We start from the raw sequence: 23,518 nt of genomic DNA, 5'->3' as shown, positions 1-23,518 counted from the left end.
AACCCCCCCCCCCCCCCCCCCCCCCCCCCCGCCCCACCCCCCCCCCCCCGCCGCCCCCCCCCCCCCCCCCCCCCCCCCCCCCCCCCCCCCCCCCCCCCCCCCCCCCCCCCCCCCCCGCTGCAGTTTCCGGGGAAATCTCCGGGTTTCGGCCCGTCCTCGCCGGGGCCGGCAGCGACCGCGGGATGCCCGCCGGTGGTCTCATCCGCGGCCCATCGCCGCCGTGAGTTCGATCTCGATCGCCACCCGGGACGGGTTGGGCGACGGCACGCGCTCGTAGCGCTCCGCGTAGCGCCGCACCGCCTCCGCGACGCGCTCCGGGTCCGTGGAGACCCGTGCCCGTCCCTCCAGCGTCGCCCAGCGCGCGCCGTCCACCTGGCAGACCGCCACCCGCGCCCCGTCCGGCCCGGCCGCCAGGACGTGGGCCACCTTCCTGCTCGACTTGTTCGTGATGACCCGAGCGAGACCGGCCTCGGGGTCGTATGTAACGCCGACGGGCACCACGTGCGGGCTGCCGTCGGGCCGGAGGGTGGTGAGCGTGCACAGATGGCGCTCGCGCCAGAAGCTCAGGTAGGCGGCGTCGGGCTGCCGCGGGTCCACCGGATAGGAAGCCATGAGGCCTGAATCTACGCCTGGTGGGCGTCTCTTTTCCCGTGCTTGCAGCCTTGAGTGGAATGGACTCAACTTTGTGTACGCTGGATGAGTCAGGGAACCGTCAGGACGCCAGGAGGAGGAGAACGCGAACGTGGACGCCGAGCTGACCAACAGGAGCCGGGACGCGATCAACGCGGCCAGTAACCGGGCCGTGCGGGAGGGGCACCCGGACCTCACCCCCGCCCACCTGCTGCTCGCTCTGCTCGAGGGGCAGGACAACGAGAACATCATCGATCTGCTGGCGGCCGTGGACGCCGATCAGGCCGCGGTCCGCTCCGGCGCCGAGCGCGTGCTCACCGGTCTGCCCAGCGTGACCGGCTCCACCGTCGCGCCCCCGCAGCCGAACCGTGAGGCGCTCGCGGTCATCGCGGACGCCGCCGAGCGCGCCAAGGAGCTGGGCGACGAGTTCATCTCCACCGAGCACCTGCTCATCGGCATCGCCGCCAAGGGCGGGACGGTCGGCGACGTACTCTCCCAGCAGGGCGCCGGTGCGAAGAAGCTGCTGGACGCGTTCCAGAGGACACGGGGAGGGCGCCGGGTGACGACCGCGGATCCCGAGGGCCAGTACAAGGCGCTCGAAAAGTTCGGCACGGACTTCACCGCCGCGGCGCGTGAGGGCAGGCTCGACCCCGTCATCGGCCGGGACCACGAGATCCGCCGGGTGGTGCAGGTCCTGTCCCGCCGCACGAAGAACAACCCCGTCCTCATCGGCGAGCCCGGCGTCGGCAAGACCGCCGTCGTCGAGGGGCTCGCCCAGCGGATCGTGAAGGGCGACGTCCCCGAGTCCCTGAAGAACAAGCGGCTCGTCTCGCTCGACCTGGGCGCGATGGTGGCCGGCGCGAAGTACCGGGGCGAGTTCGAGGAGCGCCTGAAGACCGTGCTCGCGGAGATCAAGGACTCCGACGGGCAGGTCATCACCTTCATCGACGAGCTGCACACCGTCGTGGGCGCCGGCGCGGGCGGCGACTCCGCGATGGACGCCGGCAACATGCTCAAGCCCATGCTCGCCCGCGGTGAGCTGCGCATGGTCGGCGCGACCACCCTCGACGAGTACCGCGAGCGGATCGAGAAGGACCCGGCGCTGGAGCGGCGCTTCCAGCAGGTGCTGGTCGCCGAGCCGACGGTCGAGGACACCATCGCCATCCTGCGCGGACTCAAGGGACGCTACGAGGCCCACCACAAGGTCCAGATCGCCGACAGCGCGCTGGTCGCCGCGGCCACCCTGTCCGACCGCTACATCACCTCCCGCTTCCTTCCCGACAAGGCCATCGACCTCGTCGACGAGGCGGCCTCACGGCTGCGCATGGAGATCGACTCCTCCCCGGTCGAGATCGACGAGCTCCAGCGGGTCGTCGACCGGCTGAAGATGGAGGAGCTCGCGATCGGCAAGGAGACGGACGCCGCCAGCAGGGAGCGCCTGGACCGGCTGCGCCGCGACCTCGCCGACAAGGAGGAGGAGCTGCGCGGTCTCAACGCCCGCTGGGAGAAGGAGAAGCAGTCCCTCAACCGTGTCGGTGAGCTGAAGGAGAAGCTCGACGAGCTGCGCGGCCAGGCCGAACGCGCGCAGCGGGACGGCGACTTCGACACCGCCTCCAAGCTGCTCTACGGGGAGATCCCCACCCTGGAGAGGGACTTGGAGGAAGCCTCGCAGGCCGAGGAGGAGGTCGCCAAGGACACCATGGTGAAGGACGAGGTCGGACCGGACGACATCGCCGACGTCGTCGGCTCCTGGACCGGTATCCCCGCCGGCCGCCTCCTGGAGGGCGAGACGCAGAAGCTGCTGCGCATGGAGGAGGAGCTGGGCCGCCGGCTGATCGGCCAGACCGAGGCGGTGGGGGCGGTGTCCGACGCCGTGCGCCGCACCCGCGCCGGGATCGCCGACCCGGACCGGCCCACCGGCTCCTTCCTCTTCCTCGGCCCGACCGGCGTCGGCAAGACCGAGCTCGCCAAGGCCCTCGCCGACTTCCTCTTCGACGACGAGCGGGCGATGATCCGCATCGACATGTCGGAGTACGGCGAGAAGCACAGCGTGGCCCGGCTGGTCGGCGCGCCGCCCGGGTACATCGGCTACGAGGAGGGCGGCCAGCTCACCGAGGCCGTGCGCCGCCGCCCGTACAGCGTGATCCTGCTCGACGAGGTGGAGAAGGCGCACCCCGAGGTCTTCGACATCCTGCTCCAGGTGCTGGACGACGGCCGGCTGACGGACGGTCAGGGGCGGACGGTCGACTTCCGCAACACCATCCTGATCCTCACCTCGAACCTGGGCAGCCAGTTCCTGGGCGGGCAGAGCCTCGCCGATCCGCTGTCCTCCGAGGAGGACAGGAAGGGGCAGGTCCTGGACGTCGTCCGCGCCTCCTTCAAGCCGGAGTTCCTGAACCGGCTGGACGACCTCGTCGTCTTCTCCGCGCTCGACCAGCGGGAGCTGGAGCGCATCGCCCGGCTCCAGATCGACCGCCTGGCCAAGCGGCTCGCCGAGCGCCGGCTCACCCTGGAGGTCACCGACGCGGCGCTGGCCTGGCTCGCCGAGGAGGGCAACGACCCGGCGTACGGAGCGCGCCCGCTGCGGCGCCTCGTCCAGACCGCCATCGGCGACCGGCTGGCCAAGGAGATCCTGGCGGGCGAGGTCACGGACGGCGACACGGTCCGCGTGGACGCCTTCGGCGACGGCCTGATCGTGGGACCGGCCACGGGCAAGACGCCGTAGCCGGCTCCGGAACCCGGCAGGGGGGCCTGCGGCACACGTGCCGTGGGCCCTCTTCCTTCGCCGGTTCCTTTGCCGGTCCGAGGCCCGTACATGACCGGATCTTGTCAGCCCCCGGCGGACAGGGCCCGTCAGAGGTTGCCACTCCCCGCCCCGCATGAGAGAGGATGGCAGCATCCGTACGAAGGGAAATACACGGTGAGCATCGACCCGTCCTCGATTCCGAATTTCGGGGGCCAGCCCGAGCCGCAGCCCGGCGGCCCCGCCGGCCCCGTGGTCCCGGATCAGGACCTCGTGAAGCAGCTCCTGGAGCAGATGGAGCTGAAGTACGTCGTCGACGACGAGGGTGACCTCGCGGCGCCGTGGGAGGAGTTCCGTACGTACTTCATGTTCCGCGGCGAGGGTGACCAGCAGGTCTTCTCGGTGCGGACGTTCTACGACCGGCCGCACCAGCTCGAGGAGAAGCCCACGCTCCTCGAGTCGATCGACGACTGGAACCGCCGCACGCTGTGGCCCAAGGTCTACAGCCACACCCACGACGACGGCACCGTCCGCCTGATCGGCGAGGCGCAGATGCTGATCGGCACCGGCGTCAGCCTGGAGCACTTCGTGTCCTCCACGGTCAGCTGGGTGCGCGCCGCCATCGAGTTCGACAAGTGGCTCGTCGAGCAGCTCGGCCTGGAGCAGGAGATCAACGAGGCGGAGAAGCCCGAGGACGACGGCGAAGCCGAAGACGAGTAGGCCCGTCCTCGCCGCGGCGCTCCTCCCGCGCGTACCGGCCCCTGGGACAGGTCCCCTCCGGGACAGGTCCTAGGGCCTGTCTGACAATTCCCGTCTGCCCGGCGACGCCATGCACGCCCTCTCGCCGCACCGGCCCCAGACCCGAGTACGTCCAGTACGCAGGTCCGGGGCCGGCACGCCGAGAGCACGTACCTGACGCCGCCGGGCCGCCCTTCGGGCGACGACGCGAATTGTCAGACAGGCCCTAGAGCGGGGTGTGCGCGATGACGACCAGATACGCGCCGTAGGCGAACGAGAGCCCGGCCAGGGCGCCGACCACCAGGGTCGCGTGCCAGGGCCGGGCTCTCGCCGTTCGCACCAGGGCGCGGGCCAGCGGCAGCAGCAGCGGGAACGCCGGGAGCAGGAAGCGCGGCTTCGACTCGAAGAAGCCCGAGCCGCCCACCGCGATGAGCAGCAGGACGCCGCTGTGGACGAGCAGGGGCAGCGGCGCCCGGTCCGCGATCAGCAGTGTGTACAGGAGCACGGCCGCGGCGACGATCACCATCGTCATGGGGAACACGAACCGGTCCCCGTGCAGCAGCAGGTGCTTGACGAACCGCAGCGACCCCTCGCCGAGGTCGAAGCGCGAGCCCCACAGCCGCTGCACCCGGAAGTAGCCGCCGAGCCGGTCGCCCTCGCGGTGTCCCACCCACAGCACGTAGCCGGTCCAGCCGGCCGGCGCGAGCGCGGCGCCCGTCCACACCCTGTGGGAAACCCTTCCGCGGCTCCGCCAGATCTCCTGCGCCGCCGCCACGAGGACCGCCGCGGCCACCGCGAAGCCGTTCGGCCTGGCCAGCCCCGCGAGCGCGGCCAGCGAGCCGGCCCACAGCCAGCGCCCGTCGAGCACCGCGTACAGCGACCAGGCGGCGAACGCGGTCAGTACGGGTTCGGTGTACGCCATCGACAGCACCACCGAGTGCGGCAGCAGACCCCACAGCACCACGAGCGCCGTACCGACCGCCCGGCCGTGCAGCCGGGCTCCGATCGCGTACACCCCGCACGCGGCGGCGGCCGCCGCGGCCCAGGAGACCAGCAGCCCCGCCGAGCCCCCGGTCAGCGGTGTCAGCGCGGTGACGGCCCGTACGAGGGCGGGGTAGAGCGGGAAGAACGCGAGGTCGCTGTGGACGACCGTGGGACGGAAGTGGAGCTCCCTGCCGTAGCCGTGCGCGGCGATCCCCAGATACCAGGCCGAGTCCCAGGACCGCGCGAGCAGGGCGACCGGGTGCCTGCCGGTGGCCCAGGCCGTCCCGGCGAGCACGAGCAGGCCGGCCAGGCGCGCGGCGGCGAACAGCCCGAGCGCCGTGATCGCGGCGGACGGCAGGCTGCGTGCGGCGCGGGACGGGCGGACGGCACGGCCGCCGGGCTCCGGGAGAGCGGGGCGAGCGAGGGTACTCGGGTGGGTCACACCCCGAACTGTGCGTTCCCCACGGGGCATTCGCGAGCGTTGCTCGTCCGTGCGGGTTCCGTTGCGAGGCCTCCGGCGCGCCGCTCGCGCGCGGGGTGCGCGCGATGCTAGATGCCCCCCGGCCGGCCGGGGGACATCTGCCGTGGGGCCGTTCCGGGACCTTCGCCGGGTTGGTCGGTCGGGGGTCGGCCGGCGGGCGGGGATTCCCGTTCGGCCCCGTCCCGCTCGTCGTCACCGTCACCGTCACCGTCGTCGTGGCCTTGGCCTGGGCCCTTCACCGAAGCCTGGGGCGCCCCTCCGTCAGGACGAGAGGCGGCGCAGCCGCCCCGCGGCCTCGTGGAGTACCTCGTCCCGCTTGCAGAACGCGAACCGTACGAAGGGCGCGCCCGCCTCGCGGTGGTCGTAGAAGACGGCGTTCGGGATGGCCACGACGCCGGCTCGCTCGGGCAGGGCACGGCAGAACGCGAAACCGTCGCTCTCGCCGAGCGGCCGGATGTCGGTGGTGATGAAGTACGTCCCCCGCGGCCGGTAGACGGCGAAGCCCGCGTCGGCGAGGCCCGCCGCCAGCACGTCGCGCTTGCGCAGCATGTCCGCGCGGAAGTCCTCGAAGTACGCGTCCGGCAGCGCGAGCGCCTCGGCGACGGCGTACTGGAACGGCCCCGACGCCACGTACGTCAGGAACTGCTTCGCCGACCGTACGGCGCCGACCAGGGCCGGCGGCGCGGTCACCCAGCCCACCTTCCAGCCGGTGAACGAGAAGGTCTTGCCCGCGCTGCCGATGGTGACCGTCCGCTCGCGCATGCCCGGCAGGGTCGCCAGGGGTACGTGCTCGGCGTCGTCGAAGACGAGGTGTTCGTAGACCTCGTCCGTCACCACGAGCAGATCCCGCTCGACGGCGATCCGCGCGATCTCCGTCAGCTCGGCGCGCGTGAGGACGGTGCCGGTCGGGTTGTGCGGGGTGTTGACCAGCAGCAGCCGGGTCCGCTCGGTGACCGCGTCGCGCAGCTCGTCGAGGTCGAGCCGGAAACGCCGGTGGGCGCCCTCGCCGTCACCGTCATCGGCTTTGTCGGGCCGCAGCGTCACGGGCACGCGCGTCCCGCCCGCCATGGCGATCGAGGCCGCGTACGAGTCGTAGTACGGCTCCAGGGCGATCACCTCGTCGCCGGGCTCCAGGAGCGCGAGCAGCGCGGCGGCGATGGCCTCGGTCGCGCCCGCCGTCACCAGGACCTCGGTGTCGGGGTCGTACGACAGGCCGTAGAGGCGCTTCTGGTGCGAGGCGATCGCGGTGCGCAGCTCGGGGACGCCCGGACCCGGCGGGTACTGGTTGCCGCGTCCGTCCCGCAGCGCGCGGACGGCCGCCTCCCGGATCTCCTCGGGACCGTCCGTGTCCGGGAAGCCCTGTCCGAGGTTGATCGAGCCGGTGCTCATCGCCAGGGCGGACATCTCGGCGAAGATCGTCGTCCCGAACTCGGCGAGCCGGCGGTTCAGAAAGGGGCGCGCGCTGGAGGTCATGCCGGCCATCCTGCGCCCAAGCTCCGGAGTTCCTCAACTCACCCGCGCCGAGGGGAGCCCGCGCAAGCGCGGTGCCGACTTCCCACTCCTGCGTGATGGGCGCTTGCGCGGGTCCGTCCGGCCGGTCGTGCGGGGCTCCGGCCGTCCGTCGCCGGTGGACACCGGGGTGCCTCCTGCCATGCCGTGACCGTCTGCCATGCTGCGCGGGCAATCATGCGCAGACCGGCCGCGTACGGCCGGGGGAGGCGGGACGGACATGACGGAATCCCAGGTGAGCGGGGCCCCGGCCCCGGAGGAGATCCGTTTCCGGCTCGGCGTCCGGCAGTGTGTGCCGACCCTGCTCCTCATGACCGTGTGCGTGTGGTCCGGCACCGTCCTGCGGGCGGTCACCGGTGTCGGCAGGCCGGTGTTCGATGTATGGACCCTTGTCCTGTGGATCATGTTGGTGGTGTCAGTGGTGTCACCCTTCGGGATCACGCTGACCCCCTCGGCCGCCCGGGTGCGCGATCTCCGCCGCCGCACCATCCCGTGGGCGTCCGTGCAGAGTGTCCGCGTCGAGCAGGTCATGGGCGGCCGGGTCGTCGCGCTGTACGAGGCCGGCGGCCGCCGCACCCGGCTCCGGGCACCGGTCACCGGATTCCTCCAGCGGGACCGCGGCTTCGAGGAGAAGTTCCACGTCATCGGCCAGTGGTGGCTGGCGCACCGCGGCACCGACTGGGTTCCCGTTCCACCACCTCCCGGAGGCGGCACGACGGCCTGGCGTCGACGCTGAGGGTCCCCGTCCGTCCGACGCCCGACGGCCGGGAGCGCTCCCGACGCGCAGGTCGGTCGTCATCCCCGCATTTGCATGCTCAGGAGTTCCTCAACTCTGCTTTACGCCGCGCGGCGTGGGGGCATCCCCCTGTCACGCAAGACCGGAACCGAGAAGCACGGCCCACGGGGGGCTGTTTCGGGGGAACGAAAGGAGGGTGACGCCATGTTCATCGGCATCATCCTGGCGGTCGTCCTGCTCGTTGTGATCGTGGGGGTCGTCGGCGGGAGCAGGAGGCGAGGGCGCCCTTCCAGGGGTGCGGCCGGGGTCAGGAGGGGACGGCGCTCGCGTGGCAGCGGCAGCGACGGCAGCTGGTGGGCCGGCGGCGCGGGCGGTGCCGTGTCCTCCTGTTCGTCCGGCGGTTCCTCGGGTGGCCACGGGGGTCACTCCTGCGGGGGCAACTCGTCGTGCGGAGGCTCGTCCTGCGGAGGCGGGTCCTCGTGCGGCGGCGGAGGCGGATGCGGCGGAGGCGGCTGACACGGGGCGGCCGAGTTCCCCACGGGAACCGCGACCGAGTACGGAGGCGCCCGTCGGCCGGTGACTGCCGACGGGCGCGTTCGTGCGCCGGGCGCACGTCGCGGTTGAACAGTTGAGCTGTGGAGCCCTCGAGGGGATGGAAACCCCACGAAGTTGGGTAAAAACGCTGTGGCGGCACCACAGTTCATGATTCCCTCTAAACCACCAAAGCGGCCCTGGTGCATCACCAAGCAGCCCTGGGCCGACAGGCCTCGGAAGTCCATCGGATGGTCGTATCGGACGCGTCCGCCGGATGTCCTTCCGACCGGGCCGGCCGGGCCGTTCCCCCCGGTGCTGACCGGGTGCGCAGGAATCCCACCTCACCTTTGCGTGCTAGCGGAGCCGACCCATGCTCACGACCCTGAAAACCTCGTACACCGACACGCGCGCGGCCGATCTCGCCTGGGCTCTGGGCCGCGAACCGCTGCCGGCCCTCGCCACCCTCGATCTCGAACTCGCCGGGGCGAAACTCCAGTTGAGACTTCTCGGCGCGTCCCACCAGGTCCTTCTGGAGGAGAAGCGGGGCAGTTGTTCGGAGACCGTCGCCTGTATCGCGGGCAGCAGCACGCCCCTGCCGCTCGGCGTCGCGAAGAGGTTCGGCGACTGGGAGTACGAGTTCGCGGCCCGTGTCGAGATCATGTCGCCCGGCTCCTTCGCGGGCCGCGCCCAGGAGTTGCTGGCCCTCGTCTCCGACCACCCCCAGGGTCTGGCCGGCGTCTTTCCCGGCAGCCCGCACGCGTTCACGGCGATGCTCGCCCAGCGTCATGAGGGCCAGGTCCACTGGCGTACGTGGCACGCGTACCCGCAGGACGGCCAGTTGGTGGCGACGCGTACGCGAGTCGGCGTACGGACGGGAGCCCTCAGCGCGTCCGGCGTCTGACGGCGCGGAGCGCGAACGGACACGTGGAGGTGTCCGGCACGGGGGCGGGCTCCGCGGCGGTCCGCGGTCAGGGGGCGGTGTGCCGGGAAGATACCCAGGTCAACTCGGTACACCAGGAAGAGCAAGGGTTTCCACACGTGTGGGTGACGTGACGTAGTGGCGGCGTGACGTAGCGTTCACGGCGTGATCGAACCGCACGCGCCAGCCCCACCCGGCGCGCCGCCGCCCTGGGGCGTCCAGGGCCAGGCGCGGCTGCCCGTCCGGCCGGGCATCGGCAGGTTCCTCGTCCTGGCGGGAGTGTTCGTCTGCGCGGCCTGCGGACTCGTGTACGAGCTCGAACTGGTCGCCCTCGCCTCGTACTTGATCGGTGACTCGGTCACCCAGACATCCGTCGTCCTGTCCGTCATGGTGTTCGCCATGGGTGTCGGCTCCCTCGCGGCGAAGCGGCTGTGCCCGTGCGCCGCGGCCGGGTTCGGCGCCATCGAGGCCGCGCTCGCCCTCGTCGGCGGATGCAGTGCGATGGCGTTGTACGCGGTGTTCGCCTGGACGGGCGGATGGGGCGGCCTGTGGGCGGACGGGCCCCGCTGTCTGCTGGTGGTCTTCTCGCTCACCATCGGCCTGCTCATCGGCGCCGAGGTCCCGCTGCTCATGGAGCTGATACAACGCATCCGCCGCCAGGACCCCGGCGGCGCGGTCGCGGACCTGTTCGCGGCGGACTACGTGGGCGCCCTCTTCGGCGGCCTCGCCTTCCCGTTCCTGCTGCTGCCCCAGCTCGGCCAGCTGACGGGCGCGCTGCTGACCGGAGCGGTGAACGTGATCGCCGGCGGTGCCCTCGTCCTCGGGCTGTTCCGGAACGACCTGACCCGCCGGGCGCGCTGGACCCTGATCGTCGCCAACGTCGTCGTGCTCGGCCTCCTCGCCTCCGCCGCGATGCTGGTCGGCGACTTCGAACGGGCCGCGCGGCACGCCCTGTACAGGGCGGACGCCCGCGTCGCGCTCCGCACCGGCGTCCAGGAGGCCGTCCTCACCGGAGGCACCCACGGCCGTCCGCTCCGCTTCTTCCTCGACGGCCGGCTGCGCTTCAGCGGCCGCGACGAACGCCGCTACCACGAGGCGCTCGTCCACCCCGCGATGAACGGACCCCACGCGCGCGTGCTCATCCTCGGCGGCGGTGACGGCCTCGCCGCCCGCGAGGTGCTGCGCCACCCCGGCGTGCGCCGCGTCGACATCGTCGAACCCGACGCGAACGTGGTCCGGCTCGCACGCCACGACACCGCGCTGTCCGCCCTCAACCACCACGCGTACGACGACCCCCGGGTCCACGAGGTGGCGGCGGACGTCTTCAGCCGGCTGCGCCACGCCCGGTCGACGTACGACGTCGTCATCTCGGACCTGCCCGACCCGTGCGTCACCGCCGCCACCAAGCTGTACTCGCAGGAGTTCTACGGCCTCGCGCGCCGCGTGCTGGCCCCCGGCGGACGTCTCGTGGTCCACGCGGGGCCGCTGTCCGGCCGGCACCGGGCCTTCTGGACGGTCGACGCGACGATCCGCGCGGCGGGCCTGTTCACCAGGCCCTACCGCGTCGGCGGCCGTGACTCCGGCTACGCGGCCCGGCCCGGCCGCCACGCCGACCGGGTCACGGGGCCGGGAGGAGCGGCGGGATCCGTGGGCGACTGGGGTTTCCTCCTGGCCTCCCGCGCGCCCGTGCCCCTGCGGCTGGACTCCTCCTGTCCACGGCTGAGCACCCTCACCCAGGCGGCCCTGACGGCGGACGCGCGCGCCGCCTCCCGCAGCCGCCTCCCCCCTCCGCTCCCGCCCTCCACGCTGGTACATCCGCGGTACACCGACTGAGGGGAGGGCCGGGAATCCCGTGATACGCGGGTGCGGTCCGGTTCGTGCTGGGTAGGCTCGGCTGACATGGAGCATGAGGTGTTCGTTCCGTTTCCGGCCGGGCGGCTGAGAGAGGCGCTGGCCGATCCCGTCCGGGTCGCCCGCGTGGTCCCCGGTCTCCAGCAGGACGCGTCGGCCGTCGCCGACGGCGCGGCGGAGACGGACGGGGGCTCGCCGCCCGTCTCCGGGGCCGGGCAGGACGCCGCCGCCGGGTCCGCGGCTGCCGGGCGCGGGCGGGACGCGGGGGGCGCGCGGGTCGCCGGGCGGCTGAAGGTCCGCGTCGCTGGCCACACGATCACCTATCGCGGCGGCTTCCGCGTCACCGCCCAGGCCGACGGCTCGTACGCCGTCGAGGGCGACGCCACGGAGGTGCGCGGCGCCGGTGCCGTGAAACTGGCGCTGACGCTGCGGCTTCTCCCCGCCGAGGGCGGGACCGTCCTCGCGTTCGGCGGCACGGCCTCCGGCGACGGCCGCCTGGCGGAACTCCCGCACGACGCGGTGGCGTCGACGGGCGCGCGCCTGCTGACCCGCTTCGGCGAGGCCCTGACCGCGGACCTCGCGTCACGGCCCGGCTCCGAGCCGGGGACCGGAGCCGAGCCCGCACACGGAGCCGCCGAGCCCGGCCACCGAGCCGAATCCGAAACCGGTCCGTCAGCCGGAAACGTGCCCGCGGCCGGATCGGAACGCGAACCTGCGCCCGAGGCCGAAGCCGAGCCGGAAGCCGAAGCCGAGCCGGAAGCCGGCCTCGGTCCCGAAACCGAGACCGGTCCCGACGCCGACGCCGACGCCGACGCCGACGCCGACGCCGACGCCGACGCCGACGCCGACGCCGAGGGTGAGGGTGAGGGCGAGGCAGTTCCCGGGTTCGAGGCGGACGTGACGTCCTCCTCGTTCGATTCGTCGGGCGAGGACGGCGAGTTCGGCGGGGAGGACTTCGTGGCGGAGGCGGAGGCCAGGGAACCGGGGCGTGCGGACGCCATGGCCGAAGCGGCGCACGCGCGGCGGACGATGATCGGGCGGAGCGCGGAGGAGGTCGACCACGCCCCTCCGCGCGGCCGCTACGCCCCCGTCCCGCCCCCGGAGGCCACCGCCGCACGCGCCACCCTGCGCTGGGCGGCTCCCGCGGCGGCCCTGGCGCTGGCCTCGGCGATCGCCCTGACCCGGGTGCTGCGCAAGCGTCGTTGAGCCGTTCCGAGGCCGGAAAAGCGCACAGCGCTCCCGCCCCAGTAGGGTCGGCTCCGTGAGTAACGAAGACATCACGCTGACCGCGGGTGACGCGGAGGTGACCGTGTCGCCGGGCAACGGCGGCCGGATCGGCAGTCTGCGGGTCGGTGGCGTCGAACTGCTGCGGCAGGGCGCGAAGTTCGGGTGCTTCCCGATGGTCCCGTGGTGCGGACGGATCCGCGACGGCAGGTTCCTGGACGGTGCCGCCGTCCGGCAGATGCCGCTCAACTCCCCGCCGCACGCCATCCACGGCACCGCCCGCGACGGTGCCTGGAGGACGGCCCGCGTCACCGCGGACGACGCCGTGATCACGTACGACCTGGTCGAGCCCTGGCCGCACCCCGCCCGTGTCACCCAGGCGTTCACCCTCACCGAGGACACCCTGGCGATCACCATGGCGGTGGAGACGTACGGGGAGTCGTTTCCGGCCCAGATCGGCTGGCACCCCTGGTTCAACAGGAACCTGGGAGACGGCGGCGAGGACGTCCGCGTCGATTTCCGGCCCGCCTGGCAGGAGGAGCGGGGCGACGACCACCTGCCCACCGGCCGCCGCGTCGACCCGGAGCCCGGCCCCTGGGACGACTGCTTCGGCATGCCGGAGGGCGTCGACGTCACGCTCACCTGGCCGGGGCGGCTGGAGCTGAAGGTCGCGAGCCGTGAGCAGTGGGCCGTCGTCTACGACGAGCAGGAGGCGGCCGTGTGCGTGGAGCCGCAGACGGGTCCGCCGAACGGGCTCAACACCCACCCCCGGCTGGTCACACCCATCGAACCCCTCGAAGCCACCACGACCTGGAGCTGGCGGCGGCTCTAAGCTGGCGTCATGAGTGACGTCAACGCAGTAATGCCGCCAGGCACACGCGGCGCGCTGCTGCAGCAGATCAAGGACAAGGCCGTGGTGCACGGCAAGGTGACCCTCTCCTCGGGTCTTGAAGCCGACTACTACGTGGACCTGCGCCGGATCACGCTGGACGGCGAGGCCGCCCCGCTCGTCGGGCAGGTTCTCCTCGACCTCACCGCCGGCCTGGACTTCGACGCGGTCGGCGGGCTGACCATGGGCGCCGACCCGGTCGCCGGGGCGATGCTGCACGCCGCCGCCGCGAACGGGCGCAGGCTCGACGCCTTCGTCGTCCGCAAGGCGGCCAAGGCGCACGGCCTGCAGCGCCGTGTCGAGGGCCCCGAGATCAAGGGCCGGCGTGTCCTCGTGGTCGAGGACACCTCGACCACGGGCGGCTCCCCGCTGGAGGCCGTCCAGGCCGTCCGGGAGGCCGGGGCCGAGGTCGTCGGCGTCGCCACGATCGTCGACCGCGCGACCGGTGCCGCCGAGAAGATCGAGGCCGGCGCCGGTGTCCCGTACCTCTTCGCCTTCTCCAAGGGCGAGTTGGGGCTCGACTGACGAAGCTCCCGCGGGGCCCCGCCGACGGCAGGGTCCCGCATGTCGGATGGGGGTCTGGAGCATCCGGCGATGTCTGGAAAGATGGGGCCGACGATGACGTCGCCCCCCTAGGTCAGGGCCATAAGCACCAGTCCCGTCGTACCGCAGCAGCAGTACGCAGACCCGCACATACAAGGAGCGGACAGATGCCCATCGCAACCCCCGAGGTCTACAACGAGATGCTCGACCGGGCGAAGGCAGGCAAGTTCGCCTACCCGGCCATCAACGTGACCTCGTCCCAGACCCTGCACGCTGCGCTGCGCGGCTTCGCGGAGGCGGAGAGCGACGGCATCATCCAGATCTCCACCGGTGGTGCGGAGTTCCTGGGCGGTCAGCACAAGAAGGACATGGTGACGGGCGCCGTCGCGCTCGCCGAGTTCGCGCACATCGTCGCCGCGAAGTACGACATCACGGTCGCGCTGCACACGGACCACTGCCCCAAGGACAAGCTGGACGGCTACGTACGTCCGCTGCTCGACATCTCCGCCGAGCGCGTCGCCCGCGGTGAGAACCCGCTGTTCCAGTCCCACATGTGGGACGGCTCCGCCGAGACCCTCGCCGACAACCTGGCCATCGGCCAGGAGCTGCTCGCCAAGGCCGTCGCCGCGAAGATCATCCTCGAGGTCGAGATCACCCCGACCGGTGGCGAGGAGGACGGCGTCAGCCACGAGATCAACGACGAGCTGTACACGACCGTCGACGACGCGCTGCGCACCGCCGAGGCCCTCGGCCTGGGCGACAAGGGCCGCTACCTGCTCGCCGCCTCGTTCGGCAACGTGCACGGTGTGTACAAGCCGGGCAACGTCGTCCTGCGCCCCGAGCTCCTCAAGGACCTCCAGGAGGGTGTCTCCGCCAAGTACGGCAAGGCGAGCCCGTTCGACTTCGTCTTCCACGGCGGCTCCGGCTCCACCGCCGAGGAGATCGCCACCGCGCTGGAGAACGGCGTCGTGAAGATGAACCTCGACACCGACACGCAGTACGCCTTCACCCGTCCGGTCGTGGACCACATGTTCCGCAACTACGACGGCGTCCTGAAGGTCGACGGCGAGGTCGGCACCAAGTCGAAGTACGACCCGCGCACCTGGGGCAAGCTCGCCGAGGCCGGCATGGCCCAGCGCGTGACCGAGGCCTGCGCCGCCCTGCGCTCCACGGGCACCCGGCTCAAGTAGGCGTCCGGTGGTCCTCCGGTAGGCCTCCGGCGCTCCTTCGCCGGTCCTCCGGAGTCATCCCCGCGCAAGGGCCCGGCACCTCCCACGGTGCCGGGCCCTTCCGTATGCTCCGAGGTATGGCTGTGCCGGCGCGGGACGCATCGGATCTGTCGGACGGCAGGCCCGCGGTACGGATCGCCTCCCCCAAGGGGAAGTGGATCCTGCTGACCACCGTCCTCGGATCCAGCATGGCCCTGCTGGACTCGACCGTCGTCAATGTCGCTCTGCCGACCATCGGCCGTGACCTGGACGCGAGCCTCGCCGCCCTCCAGTGGACCGTGAACGGCTACATGCTGTCGCTGGCCGGGCTGATCCTGCTGGGCGGCTCGCTCGGGGACCGTTTCGGGCGCCGGAAGATCTTCGTCATCGGCGTGGTGTGGTTCGCCGCCGCCTCGCTGCTGTGCGGGCTCGCGCCGAACGTGGGGGTGCTCATCGCGGCCCGCGTGCTCCAGGGCGTCGGCGGGGCGCTGCTCACCCCCGGCTCGCTGGCGATCATCCAGGCCTCCTTCCACCCGGACGACCGGGCCCGTGCCATCGGCCTGTGGTCGGGCTTCGGGGGTGTCGGGGCCGCGGTCGGGCCGTTCCTCGGCGGCTGGCTGGTGGACGGGCCCGGCTGGCGCTGGGTCTTCCTGCTGAACATCCCCGTCGCGCTGGTCTGCGTCCCGATCGCCCTGCTGCACGTTCCGGAGTCGGCCGGCGGAACCTCCCGCCCGGCGGGGGCCGAGGGCGGGGGAGGCGGCTCGCACCGCGGCTTCGACGTCCTCGGCGCCGTCCTCGGCGCGCTCTCGCTCGCCCTGGTCACCTACGCCCTGATCGAGGCCAGGAGCGGTTCTCCGCTCGTGTGGGCGGCCGCGGTCACGGGCGTGGCGGCGGGGGTGGCCTTCGTGTACGTCGAGCGGCGGCGGCCCGATCCGATGATGCCGCCGGACATCTTCGCCTCGCGTCAGTTCACGGCCGTCAACCTGGTGACCCTGTGCGTGTACGCGGCTTTCGGCGGCTTCTTCTTCCTGACCGCGCTCCAGCTCCAGGTCGTGGCGGGCTACTCGGCGCTCCAGGCCGGCACGGCACTCCTGCCGACCACCGCCTTGATGCTGCTCTTCTCCGCCCGCTCCGGCGAACTCTCCCAGCGCATCGGCCCGCGCATTCCGCTGACGGTCGGGCCGCTGCTGTGCGCGGCGGGCATGCTGCTGATGCTGCGGGTGGGCGAGGACGCGTCGTACGTGACCGACGTGCTGCCCGCGCTGCTGGTGATGGGGCTCGGCATGGTCACCCTGGTCGCGCCGCTGACCGCGACCGTCCTGGCCTCCGTGGACACCGGGCGGGCGGGTCTGGCCAGCGGGATCAACAACGCGGCGGCCCGCGTGGCCGGGCTCCTCGCGGTGGCCGCGCTGCCGCTGCTCACCGGGATGGGAGAGGAGGCGTACCGCTCGGCGACGGCCTTCGACGCCGCCTTCCGCCGGGCGATGCCGCTGTGCGCGGGTGTGCTGGTGGTCGGCGCGGTGCTGGCCTTCACGACCGTGCGCCGCCCGCCGCCCGGCTGCCTGCGCCCCGAGTGCCGCAGGCACGGTTCCCTGACGACGCCCCCGCTGGAGCCGGAGCGCTCCCGGGGCGTCCTCGGCGCCCAGGAGTCCCCGGGCTCGCCGGGGCGTTAGGGCCTGCCGTTCGGATCAGGTGGCGCAGACGTGCGTGCCCTGCCCCGCGTCCCGCCGCATGATCCGAACGACAGGCCTCAGGCCTTCCGGCGCCGGTCCGGCTTCGTGATCGCGGCGGTGCCGGCGCACCTGACGATCACCCCGTTCGGCGCGGACGCGATCGGCGGACACCGGTCGCGGTCCGGCCACGGAACGGATCCTTCCCGGGCGCCATGGGCCACCGTCACCGATCACGGAGAATGCAGCAGACTGGAACCCATGACGATTCACGAGAACCTTCTCGGGGGACCGCCCCCGACCCGTCTCCCCGACGACCCGGAGCCGCGCGAGCTCCTCGCCAACGGCACGGCCCCCGCCGATGTCGCCGCGAAGTACCCCACCTCCTCGCTCGCCTGGGCGCAGCTCGCCGACGACGCGTTCGAGCGGGGCGGCGTCGTCGAGTCGTACGCCTACGCCCGTACCGGCTACCACCGCGGCCTGGACGCGCTGCGCCGCAACGGCTGGAAGGGCCACGGTCCGGTGCCCTGGGAGCACGAGCCGAACCGCGGCTTCCTGCGTGCCCTGCACGCCCTCGCCCGCGCCGCGCAGACGATCGGCGAGCAGGAGGAGTACGAGCGCTGCAGCCAGTTCCTGAAGGACTCCTCGCCGACGGCGGCCCAGACCCTGGGCTAGGGCGGACGGCGGGCCAGGACCGGCCCCGGTTCGCCCCGGCCCCGGCCCCGGGCCGGGACAGAGCCTTCACACGAGGCCCCGTCGGGGTGCTTCGACGCGGGTCCGCCTGGTGTGACCAGGCGGACCTTGCGGTTTCGGGGGACGATTGTGGAGGATGCCCGGTGGGGACCGGGGCCCCCGTGTCGGTAACGGCAGGGGCGGACCGCTACCCGGAGCACAATCAGGAGACAGCGATGTCCCACCAGGCTCGGCCCACGCAGGCTCAGGAGCCCGAGACCCCGCATCTCGACTTCCAGGGCACGACCCCGTACGAGGACTACGTACAGGCGGACGTGCTCACCCACCTCCAGCACACCCTCTCCGACGACCCCGGAGAGATGGTCTTCCTGGTGACGACCCAGGTCATGGAGCTGTGGTTCACGGTCATCGTCCACGAGTGGGAGACCGCGGCCAAGGCACTGCGCGCCGACGACATCCCCGTCGCGGTGGCCGCGCTGAAGCGGTCCGTACGGGAGCTGGAGGCGCTGAACGCGTCCTGGCGGCCCCTCGGACAGCTCACGCCCGCGCAGTTCAACTCCTACCGGTCGGCCCTCGGCGAGGGCTCCGGCTTCCAGTCGGCGATGTACCGGCGCATGGAGTTCCTGCTCGGCGAGAAGTCCGCGTCGATGCTCGTCCCGCACCGGGGCGCGCCGCGGGTGTACGCCGAGCTGGAGAAGGCACTGCACGAGCCGAGCCTGTACGACGAGGTGCTGCGGCTGCTCGCCCGGCGCGGGCACGCGATCCCGGCCGCCGTGCTGGAGCGTGACGTGTCGCTGCGCTACGAGCCCGTGCCCGAGGTGCAGGCCGTGTGGACGGCCCTGTACTCCGGTGACGACAGCGACGAACTCGCGCGTCTGGGCGAGGCTCTGACCGATGTCGCCGAGCTGGTGTGGCGCTGGCGCAACGACCACCTCGTCGCCACCCGGCGGGCGATGGGCTCGAAGACCGGCACCGGCGGCTCCGCCGGGGTGGCCTGGCTGGAGAAGCGCGCGCAGAAGAACGTGTTCCCCGAGCTGTGGACGGCGAGGTCCTATGTCTGAGCGAGCCTCTGTGTCCGCGCTGGGCGCGCGGGCGGCGGAACTGGACGCGGCCGACGAACTCGCCGGGCTGCGCAAGCGGTTCGTGCTCGACGACGTCGTGTACCTGGACGGGAACTCGCTCGGCGCGCTGCCGGTCGAGGTCCCCGGCCGGGTCGAGGACGTCGTCCGCAGGCAGTGGGGCGAGATGCGCATCCGCTCCTGGGAGGAGAGCGGCTGGTGGACCGCGCCCGAGCGGATCGGCGACCGCATCGCCCCGCTGGTCGGCGCCGCGCCCGGACAGATCGTGGTCGGCGACTCGACGAGCGTGAACGTCTTCAAGGCCCTGGTGGGTGCCGTACGGCTGGCGGGCGAGGGGCGCGACGAGATCCTCGTCGACGCGACGACGTTCCCGACGGACGGGTACATCGCCGCGTCGGCGGCCCGGATGACGGGCTGTGAGCTGCGTCCGGTCGACCCGGACGAGGTGCCCTCGGCGCTCGGCCCCCGCACGGCGGCCGTGCTGCTCAACCACGTCGACTACCGCACCGGCCGGTGCTACGACCTCCCGTCCCTCACCGCCGCGATCCACGCGGCGGGCGCGATCTCCGTCTGGGACCTGTGCCACACCGCGGGCGCCCTGCCGGTCGGTCTCGACGAGCACGGGGTGGACCTGGCGGTCGGCTGCACCTACAAGTACCTGAACGGCGGACCGGGTTCGCCCGCGTACCTCTACGTCCGCGCGGACCTCCAGGACCGTTTCGACTCCCCGCTGCCCGGCTGGAACTCGCACGCCGAGCCCTTCGCCATGAGCTCGTCCTACGAGCCGGCGCCGGGCGCGCTGCGTGGCCGGGTCGGTACGCCGGACATCCTCTCGATGCTGGCCCTGGAAGCGGCGCTGGAGGTGTGGGACGGAGTCTCCATCGACAGCGTCCGCGCCAAGTCGCTCGCCCTGACGGACTTCTTCCTGGAGTGCGTCGCGGCGTACGTCCCCGAGGGCCGGGTCGAGTCCGTGACCCCCTCCGCGCACGCGGAACGGGGCAGCCAGGTGGCCCTGCGCTGCGCGGACGCGGGCGCGGTGATGAAGCGCCTGATCGACAACGGAGTCGTCGGCGACTTCCGCCACCCGGACATCCTCCGCTTCGGCTTCACCCCCCTGTACGTCGGCTTCGCGGACGCGGAACGAGCGGCGAGGGTGCTGGCGGAGACGCTGGGCTGAACCGGCCGTAAGTTTCAGCCCCTCCGGCGTTTGAGGAGCGGGGTCCGGGGCGGAGCCCCGTGTACGGGACGGGTAGGGGCGGAGGGGGCGGGATTCCCTCCGCCCCTACCCGTACGCCGGGTACCTGGCCCGCCCGGGGATCACGGAAGGGAGAACTGTCACCCCTTGACCGAGAGTGACAGCCCGCTGCCGACCCATGTCACCGGCCTGATACCGTCCCCGCAAACGGCCGAATTGTTCCCTCGCCCGCCAAATCCGTTTCACCGCTGAGAGGTTGGAGCATGCAGGACGACGCCGTATCCCGGGACGGCGACGACGACGCCGCCGTCGCGCGCGACGCAGCCGAAGAGGCGTCCGCCTTCTCGCACCCGGAGGTGGCCCCGGACGTCACGACGGCGTACGGCGACCACCCCGACCAGGTGATCGACTTCTACGCCCCGCGCGATCCCGACCCGGCGGTCCCCGCCCCGGTCGTGGTCGTCCTGCACGGCGGCGCCTGGCGCGCTCCGTACGACCGCCGCCACATCACGCCGTTCGCCGACTTCCTGACCCGCCGCGGATTCGCCGTGGCGAACGTCGAGTACCGCCGGGGAGAGGCGGCGTCACCCGCTCCGAGCGGACCCGTGATCCCCGCGCAGGGCGGCCCCACGGATCCCGGGCGGGACGACGCGGCCGCTTCCGCGGCCGGCGGCACCGCCACCGGAGGTCCGGTCGCCGGCCGCTGGCCCGACACCTTCGACGACGTGGCGGCCGCCCTCGACGCGCTGCCCGCACTCGTACGCCGGGCACTTCCGCAGGCCGACCCCCAGCGCATGGTGATCACCGGCCACTCCGCGGGCGGTCACCTGGCGCTGTGGGCCGCGGCGCGCCACCTCCTGCCCGCCGACGCGCCCTGGCGCACCGACCACCCCGCACCGCTGCGCGGCGTCGTCGCCCTCGCTCCGATCGCCGACTTCGAGGTCGCGGAGAAACTCGATGTGTGCGGCGGAGCCTCCCGCCAACTCCTCGGCGGGGAAGCCACGTTCGCGGAGCGTCTGCCCTACGCCGACCCGGTGCGACTGCTCCCCACCGGCATCGCCACCACGCTGGTCCAGGGCCGTACCGACATCGTCGTCCCGCAGGCGGTCGCCGAGTCCTACGCGGACGCGGCGGCCAAGGCCGGTGAGGTGGTGGGTCTCACCCTGCTGGAGGACGTCGGCCACTTCCCCCTGATCGACCCGGCCGCCGACGCCTGTGCCGTGGTGGCGGAGGAGATCGCCCAACTGGCCTGGTAGCCGGGGTCCGGACCCCGGTGCCGACGGCCGAACGATCCTCCCCAAGGGCGCCGTGGTTCAGGGGAGTTGACCCGTTCTCCCCGAACCCCGGTCATACCCGTAGTACCTGAGAGCTACCTCGCGGATGGGGCCCGCAGCGGGACGCGGGTGACGGGTGGCGATCCGTAATTTCCCTTCCAGTGACGCCCGACGAACGGGCGCACGGGGAGGGACGGACACCATGGATTTCCGGGCGAAGCCGATCGCGAGGGGGAACGCGGACACCTCACGACAACGGCCGCGGCGACCGCACCGGCGGCTGGGCCGGGCGCTGCTCGCCGCGCTCGTCACGGCCGCGGTCGTCGTCCCCTTGTCCGGCGCCGCCCGCCCGGAGATCCCCGCGCCGCCACCCGCGGTCCTCGCACCGCTGACGGCGTCGACCCTGGACGCGGCGTACGCGGCGAACCGGGCCGACGCCGCGGAGGCCGCCCGGATGGCCGCGGACCACGGCGACCGCACCCGGGCAGCCGCCGACCGCGCGATGGCCGCACCCTCCCGCCGTTTCCTCACCTTCGACGGCCGGGGTTCCGGCCGGGCCGCCGAGGTCTTCGGCGACCTCGCCCACGCCGACCGCGTGGCCGTCCTGGTCCCGGGCTCGGACACCACGCTGGAGACGTACGGCCGTTTCCGCGCCGGCGCCCTCGCCCTGTACGGCCGACTCGGCCCGCGCGGCGCCGTCATCGCCTGGCTCGGGTACGAGACGCCGGGCACGGTGAGCACCACGGTCGCGACGCCGGACCGCGCCGAGCGGGCGGCCCCGCTGCTGAGGGCGTTCCTGCACCGGCTGCACGGCGTCGTAGGCCGGTCGGCGCACCTCTCCCTGCTCTGCCACTCGTACGGCACGGTGGTCTGCGGCCGCGCCGCCCCGGGCCTGGACGTGAGCGACATCGTCGTCTTCGGCAGTCCGGGCACCGGCGCGTCCTCGGCCGCGGCGCTGCGCACCCCCGCCCGTGTCTGGGCGGCCCGTGGCTCCGCCGACTGGATCGCGTACGTCCCGCACACGAGCGTCGGTCTTTTCGGTACGACCGTCGGCCTGGGCCCCGACCCGGTGTCCCCGTCCTTCGGCGCACGGGTCTTCCGGGCGGGCACCGCAGGCCACAGCGGCTACTTGGCACCGGGCTCGGTGTCCCTGGCCAACCTCACCCGCATCGTCCTCGGCGACACCTCGGAGGTCACCCGTGCGTGAACCGACCGGCACGACCGCCCTGACGGGCAGCACCACCCCGACCGGCAGGACCGCCCTGACCGGCGTGCGGACCGCGATCCACCGCGTCGACCGGGCCACCCCCGCCGAACGGGACCGTTCCGTGGACGCCCTGCGCGCCCTCGCGATCCTGGGCGTGGTCCTGGGCCACTGGCTGGTGACGGCGCTCGTCGCGGACGGCGGCGCGCTGCGGACCGCGAGCCCCTTACAGCACATGCCGTGGCTGACCCCGGTTTCCTGGGTCTTCCAGACGCTCGCCGTGTTCTTCCTGGTGGGCGGTCATGTGGCGACGAAGAGCTACGCGTCGGCGCGGGCGCGCGGCACGACGTACGAGCAGTGGCTGCGCGCCCGGGCGGTCCGTCTGCTGAGGCCGGTGGCGGCGGTGCTGACGCTCTGGACGGTGGCGACCGTCTGTCTGCTCGCCTCCGGCGCGGACTTCGGCACGGTGCGCACGCTGGTGAAGCTCGCCCTGTCCCCGCTCTGGTTCCTGGTGGTGTTCGCCGGACTGACCGCGGCGACACCGCTGTTGACCCGTCTCAGCCCGCTGTGGCCGCTGGCCGTCGTTCTCCACGTCGACGTCATCCGCTTCGGCCTCGGCGGCCCGGCATGGCTCGGCTGGGTGAACCTCGCGGCTGGCTGGCTGGTGCCGTACACCCTGGGCGCGGCCTGGACCCGGGGCGAGCTGGAGGGACGGCGCGCGGGAGGGGTGCTGTTCGGCGGGGGTGTGTCGGCGACGGTGGTGCTGGTGACGTGGGCCGGCTACCCGGCGTCCATGGTCGGCATACCGGGGGCCGCGGTCTCCAATCTGGACCCGCCGACACTGGCCGCGGTCACGTTCGGCCTGGCCCAGTGCGGACTCGCCCTGCTGCTGCGCGAGCCGCTGCGCCGGGTGATGCGGCGCCCGGTGCTCTGGGCGGGCACGGCCTTCGCCAACCTCTCCGCGATGACGATATTCCTCTGGCACCAGAGTTCCCTGATGGTGGTGACCGCCCTCGGCCTGCTCGCGGGCCGGCTTCCCGGCCTGCACACCACCCCCGACTCCCTGCTCTGGGTGGCCGCGAGAGTCGCCTGGCTGCCCGTCTTCGTGTGCGCCCTCACCTTGTGCTGGTTCGCCTTCAGCGCGCACGAGCGTGGACCCCGCCGCCCCACCGGCCGTCCTTCCCGGGTCGTCCGGGTCCACCGCGTGCGCCGCGGTCCCGGCCCGGCCACGCCCAAGGCGGCTCCTCGTGCCTAGGGTTGACGGCGTGACCAGCGAGGAGCACCGCCCCCGGGACGACGAGCCCGCAAGGCTGCCTGACACGCCCTCAACCGCACCCGCACCCTCACCCGCACCCACGCCCGAGCCACCCGAGCACGCCACCGCGCCGACCACGCCCGTCGACCACGCCCCCCG

The 23,518-nt window shown here is 72.8% G+C and carries 19 protein-coding genes; 16 read left to right on the top strand and 3 right to left on the bottom strand.

Features of this window, described 5'->3' with window-relative positions; all coding sequences use genetic code 11:
- Positions 1-198 precede the first annotated feature (198 nt).
- On the bottom strand, positions 199-612 hold the full coding sequence (locus tag ACFYW9_RS12020; protein ID WP_389148076.1) for a pyridoxamine 5'-phosphate oxidase family protein: 414 nt from the start codon (positions 610-612) through the stop codon (positions 199-201).
- A 130-nt stretch (positions 613-742) separates the two neighbouring features.
- Here ACFYW9_RS12020 and clpB point away from each other — a divergent pair, with 130 nt between their 5' ends.
- Both clpB and ACFYW9_RS12010 read left to right on the top strand, forming a co-directional pair.
- Positions 743-3,355 (top strand): ATP-dependent chaperone ClpB, encoded by a 2,613-nt coding sequence (clpB, locus tag ACFYW9_RS12015; RefSeq protein WP_389148073.1) that lies wholly within the window; start codon positions 743-745, stop codon positions 3,353-3,355.
- Positions 3,356-3,550: 195 nt separating this feature from the next.
- Positions 3,551-4,093: a YbjN domain-containing protein gene (locus ACFYW9_RS12010; RefSeq protein WP_389148070.1), complete on the top strand. Its 543-nt coding sequence runs from the start codon at positions 3,551-3,553 to the stop codon at positions 4,091-4,093.
- A 244-nt stretch (positions 4,094-4,337) separates the two neighbouring features.
- Here the strand turns inward: ACFYW9_RS12010 and ACFYW9_RS12005 are convergent, their stop codons facing one another.
- Together ACFYW9_RS12005 and ACFYW9_RS12000 are read right to left on the bottom strand one after the other, a co-directional pair.
- On the bottom strand, positions 4,338-5,537 hold the full coding sequence (locus ACFYW9_RS12005; RefSeq protein ID WP_389148067.1) for a hypothetical protein: 1,200 nt from the start codon (positions 5,535-5,537) through the stop codon (positions 4,338-4,340).
- 300 nt (positions 5,538-5,837) lie between these two features.
- Entirely contained in the window at positions 5,838-7,058 is a 1,221-nt protein-coding gene (locus tag ACFYW9_RS12000) for a pyridoxal phosphate-dependent aminotransferase (RefSeq protein ID WP_351871450.1), read from the bottom strand.
- Between the two features lie 247 nt (positions 7,059-7,305).
- Here ACFYW9_RS12000 and ACFYW9_RS11995 point away from each other — a divergent pair, with 247 nt between their 5' ends.
- From ACFYW9_RS11995 to ACFYW9_RS11930, 14 genes are all read left to right on the top strand, one after another.
- Positions 7,306-7,821, top strand: a complete 516-nt coding sequence (locus ACFYW9_RS11995; RefSeq protein WP_389148063.1) for a hypothetical protein — start codon at positions 7,306-7,308, stop codon at positions 7,819-7,821.
- A gap of 904 nt (positions 7,822-8,725) precedes the next feature.
- Entirely contained in the window at positions 8,726-9,256 is a 531-nt protein-coding gene (locus tag ACFYW9_RS11990; RefSeq protein ID WP_351871456.1) for a DUF2617 family protein, read from the top strand.
- Positions 9,257-9,439: 183 nt separating this feature from the next.
- Positions 9,440-11,107 carry a polyamine aminopropyltransferase gene (locus ACFYW9_RS11985; RefSeq protein WP_389148060.1) on the top strand — a complete coding sequence of 556 codons (1,668 nt, stop codon included), beginning with the start codon at positions 9,440-9,442 and terminating at the stop codon, positions 11,105-11,107.
- A gap of 66 nt (positions 11,108-11,173) precedes the next feature.
- Positions 11,174-12,331: a carbon monoxide dehydrogenase gene (locus tag ACFYW9_RS11980; protein WP_389148057.1), complete on the top strand. Its 1,158-nt coding sequence runs from the start codon at positions 11,174-11,176 to the stop codon at positions 12,329-12,331.
- A gap of 55 nt (positions 12,332-12,386) precedes the next feature.
- Positions 12,387-13,181 (top strand): aldose 1-epimerase, encoded by a 795-nt coding sequence (locus tag ACFYW9_RS11975; RefSeq protein WP_351871465.1) that lies wholly within the window; start codon positions 12,387-12,389, stop codon positions 13,179-13,181.
- 9 nt (positions 13,182-13,190) lie between these two features.
- Positions 13,191-13,763, top strand: coding sequence for an orotate phosphoribosyltransferase (pyrE, locus tag ACFYW9_RS11970; protein WP_389148053.1), 573 nt, complete (start codon positions 13,191-13,193; stop codon positions 13,761-13,763).
- 185 nt (positions 13,764-13,948) lie between these two features.
- Positions 13,949-14,971, top strand: coding sequence for a class II fructose-bisphosphate aldolase (gene fbaA / locus ACFYW9_RS11965; RefSeq protein ID WP_351871468.1), 1,023 nt, complete (start codon positions 13,949-13,951; stop codon positions 14,969-14,971).
- Positions 14,972-15,087: 116 nt separating this feature from the next.
- A complete protein-coding gene (locus tag ACFYW9_RS11960) occupies positions 15,088-16,662 on the top strand; it encodes an MFS transporter (protein ID WP_389148049.1) in 1,575 nt (524 codons plus the stop codon).
- A gap of 258 nt (positions 16,663-16,920) precedes the next feature.
- The gene (locus ACFYW9_RS11955; protein WP_329300859.1) at positions 16,921-17,334 is read left to right on the top strand and encodes a DUF3151 domain-containing protein; all 414 of its coding nucleotides are present in this window, start codon (positions 16,921-16,923) and stop codon (positions 17,332-17,334) included.
- A 233-nt stretch (positions 17,335-17,567) separates the two neighbouring features.
- The gene (locus tag ACFYW9_RS11950) at positions 17,568-18,413 is read left to right on the top strand and encodes a tryptophan 2,3-dioxygenase family protein (RefSeq protein WP_389148045.1); all 846 of its coding nucleotides are present in this window, start codon (positions 17,568-17,570) and stop codon (positions 18,411-18,413) included.
- Complete coding sequence (gene kynU / locus ACFYW9_RS11945; protein WP_389148042.1) at positions 18,406-19,608, top strand: kynureninase; 1,203 nt, start codon at positions 18,406-18,408, stop codon at positions 19,606-19,608. Before ACFYW9_RS11950 ends, kynU begins: the two co-directional genes overlap by 8 nt.
- A 281-nt stretch (positions 19,609-19,889) precedes the next feature.
- Positions 19,890-20,882 carry an alpha/beta hydrolase gene (locus tag ACFYW9_RS11940; RefSeq protein ID WP_389148039.1) on the top strand — a complete coding sequence of 331 codons (993 nt, stop codon included), beginning with the start codon at positions 19,890-19,892 and terminating at the stop codon, positions 20,880-20,882.
- A gap of 220 nt (positions 20,883-21,102) precedes the next feature.
- Complete coding sequence (locus ACFYW9_RS11935; RefSeq protein WP_389148036.1) at positions 21,103-22,107, top strand: alpha/beta hydrolase; 1,005 nt, start codon at positions 21,103-21,105, stop codon at positions 22,105-22,107.
- Positions 22,108-22,162: 55 nt separating this feature from the next.
- Positions 22,163-23,359: an acyltransferase gene (locus tag ACFYW9_RS11930; protein WP_389148335.1), complete on the top strand. Its 1,197-nt coding sequence runs from the start codon at positions 22,163-22,165 to the stop codon at positions 23,357-23,359.
- The last annotated feature ends 159 nt before the right edge of the window (positions 23,360-23,518 follow it).

The sequence above is a fragment of the Streptomyces sp. NPDC002698 genome, from assembly GCF_042888945.1.
Classification (GTDB): domain Bacteria; phylum Actinomycetota; class Actinomycetes; order Streptomycetales; family Streptomycetaceae; genus Streptomyces.
This window is presented reverse-complemented; position numbering and strand designations above follow the sequence as displayed.

Bases quoted from the DNA above. Each gene is read 5' to 3' on its own strand.
- ACFYW9_RS11950 (WP_389148045.1), top strand. From the start codon at position 17,568: ATGTCCCACCAGGCTCGGCCCACGCAGGCTCAGGAGCCCGAGACCCCG.
- ACFYW9_RS11980 (WP_389148057.1), top strand. From the start codon at position 11,174: ATGGAGCATGAGGTGTTCGTTCCGTTTCCGGCCGGGCGGCTGAGAGAG.
- fbaA (WP_351871468.1), top strand. From the start codon at position 13,949: ATGCCCATCGCAACCCCCGAGGTCTACAACGAGATGCTCGACCGGGCG.
- ACFYW9_RS12000 (WP_351871450.1), bottom strand. From the start codon at position 7,058: ATGGCCGGCATGACCTCCAGCGCGCGCCCCTTTCTGAACCGCCGGCTC.
- ACFYW9_RS11955 (WP_329300859.1), top strand. From the start codon at position 16,921: ATGACGATTCACGAGAACCTTCTCGGGGGACCGCCCCCGACCCGTCTC.
- ACFYW9_RS11995 (WP_389148063.1), top strand. From the start codon at position 7,306: ATGACGGAATCCCAGGTGAGCGGGGCCCCGGCCCCGGAGGAGATCCGT.
- ACFYW9_RS11990 (WP_351871456.1), top strand. From the start codon at position 8,726: ATGCTCACGACCCTGAAAACCTCGTACACCGACACGCGCGCGGCCGAT.
- ACFYW9_RS12020 (WP_389148076.1), bottom strand. From the start codon at position 612: ATGGCTTCCTATCCGGTGGACCCGCGGCAGCCCGACGCCGCCTACCTG.
- kynU (WP_389148042.1), top strand. From the start codon at position 18,406: ATGTCTGAGCGAGCCTCTGTGTCCGCGCTGGGCGCGCGGGCGGCGGAA.
- ACFYW9_RS11940 (WP_389148039.1), top strand. From the start codon at position 19,890: ATGCAGGACGACGCCGTATCCCGGGACGGCGACGACGACGCCGCCGTC.
- ACFYW9_RS11935 (WP_389148036.1), top strand. From the start codon at position 21,103: ATGGATTTCCGGGCGAAGCCGATCGCGAGGGGGAACGCGGACACCTCA.
- ACFYW9_RS11960 (WP_389148049.1), top strand. From the start codon at position 15,088: ATGGCTGTGCCGGCGCGGGACGCATCGGATCTGTCGGACGGCAGGCCC.
- pyrE (WP_389148053.1), top strand. From the start codon at position 13,191: ATGAGTGACGTCAACGCAGTAATGCCGCCAGGCACACGCGGCGCGCTG.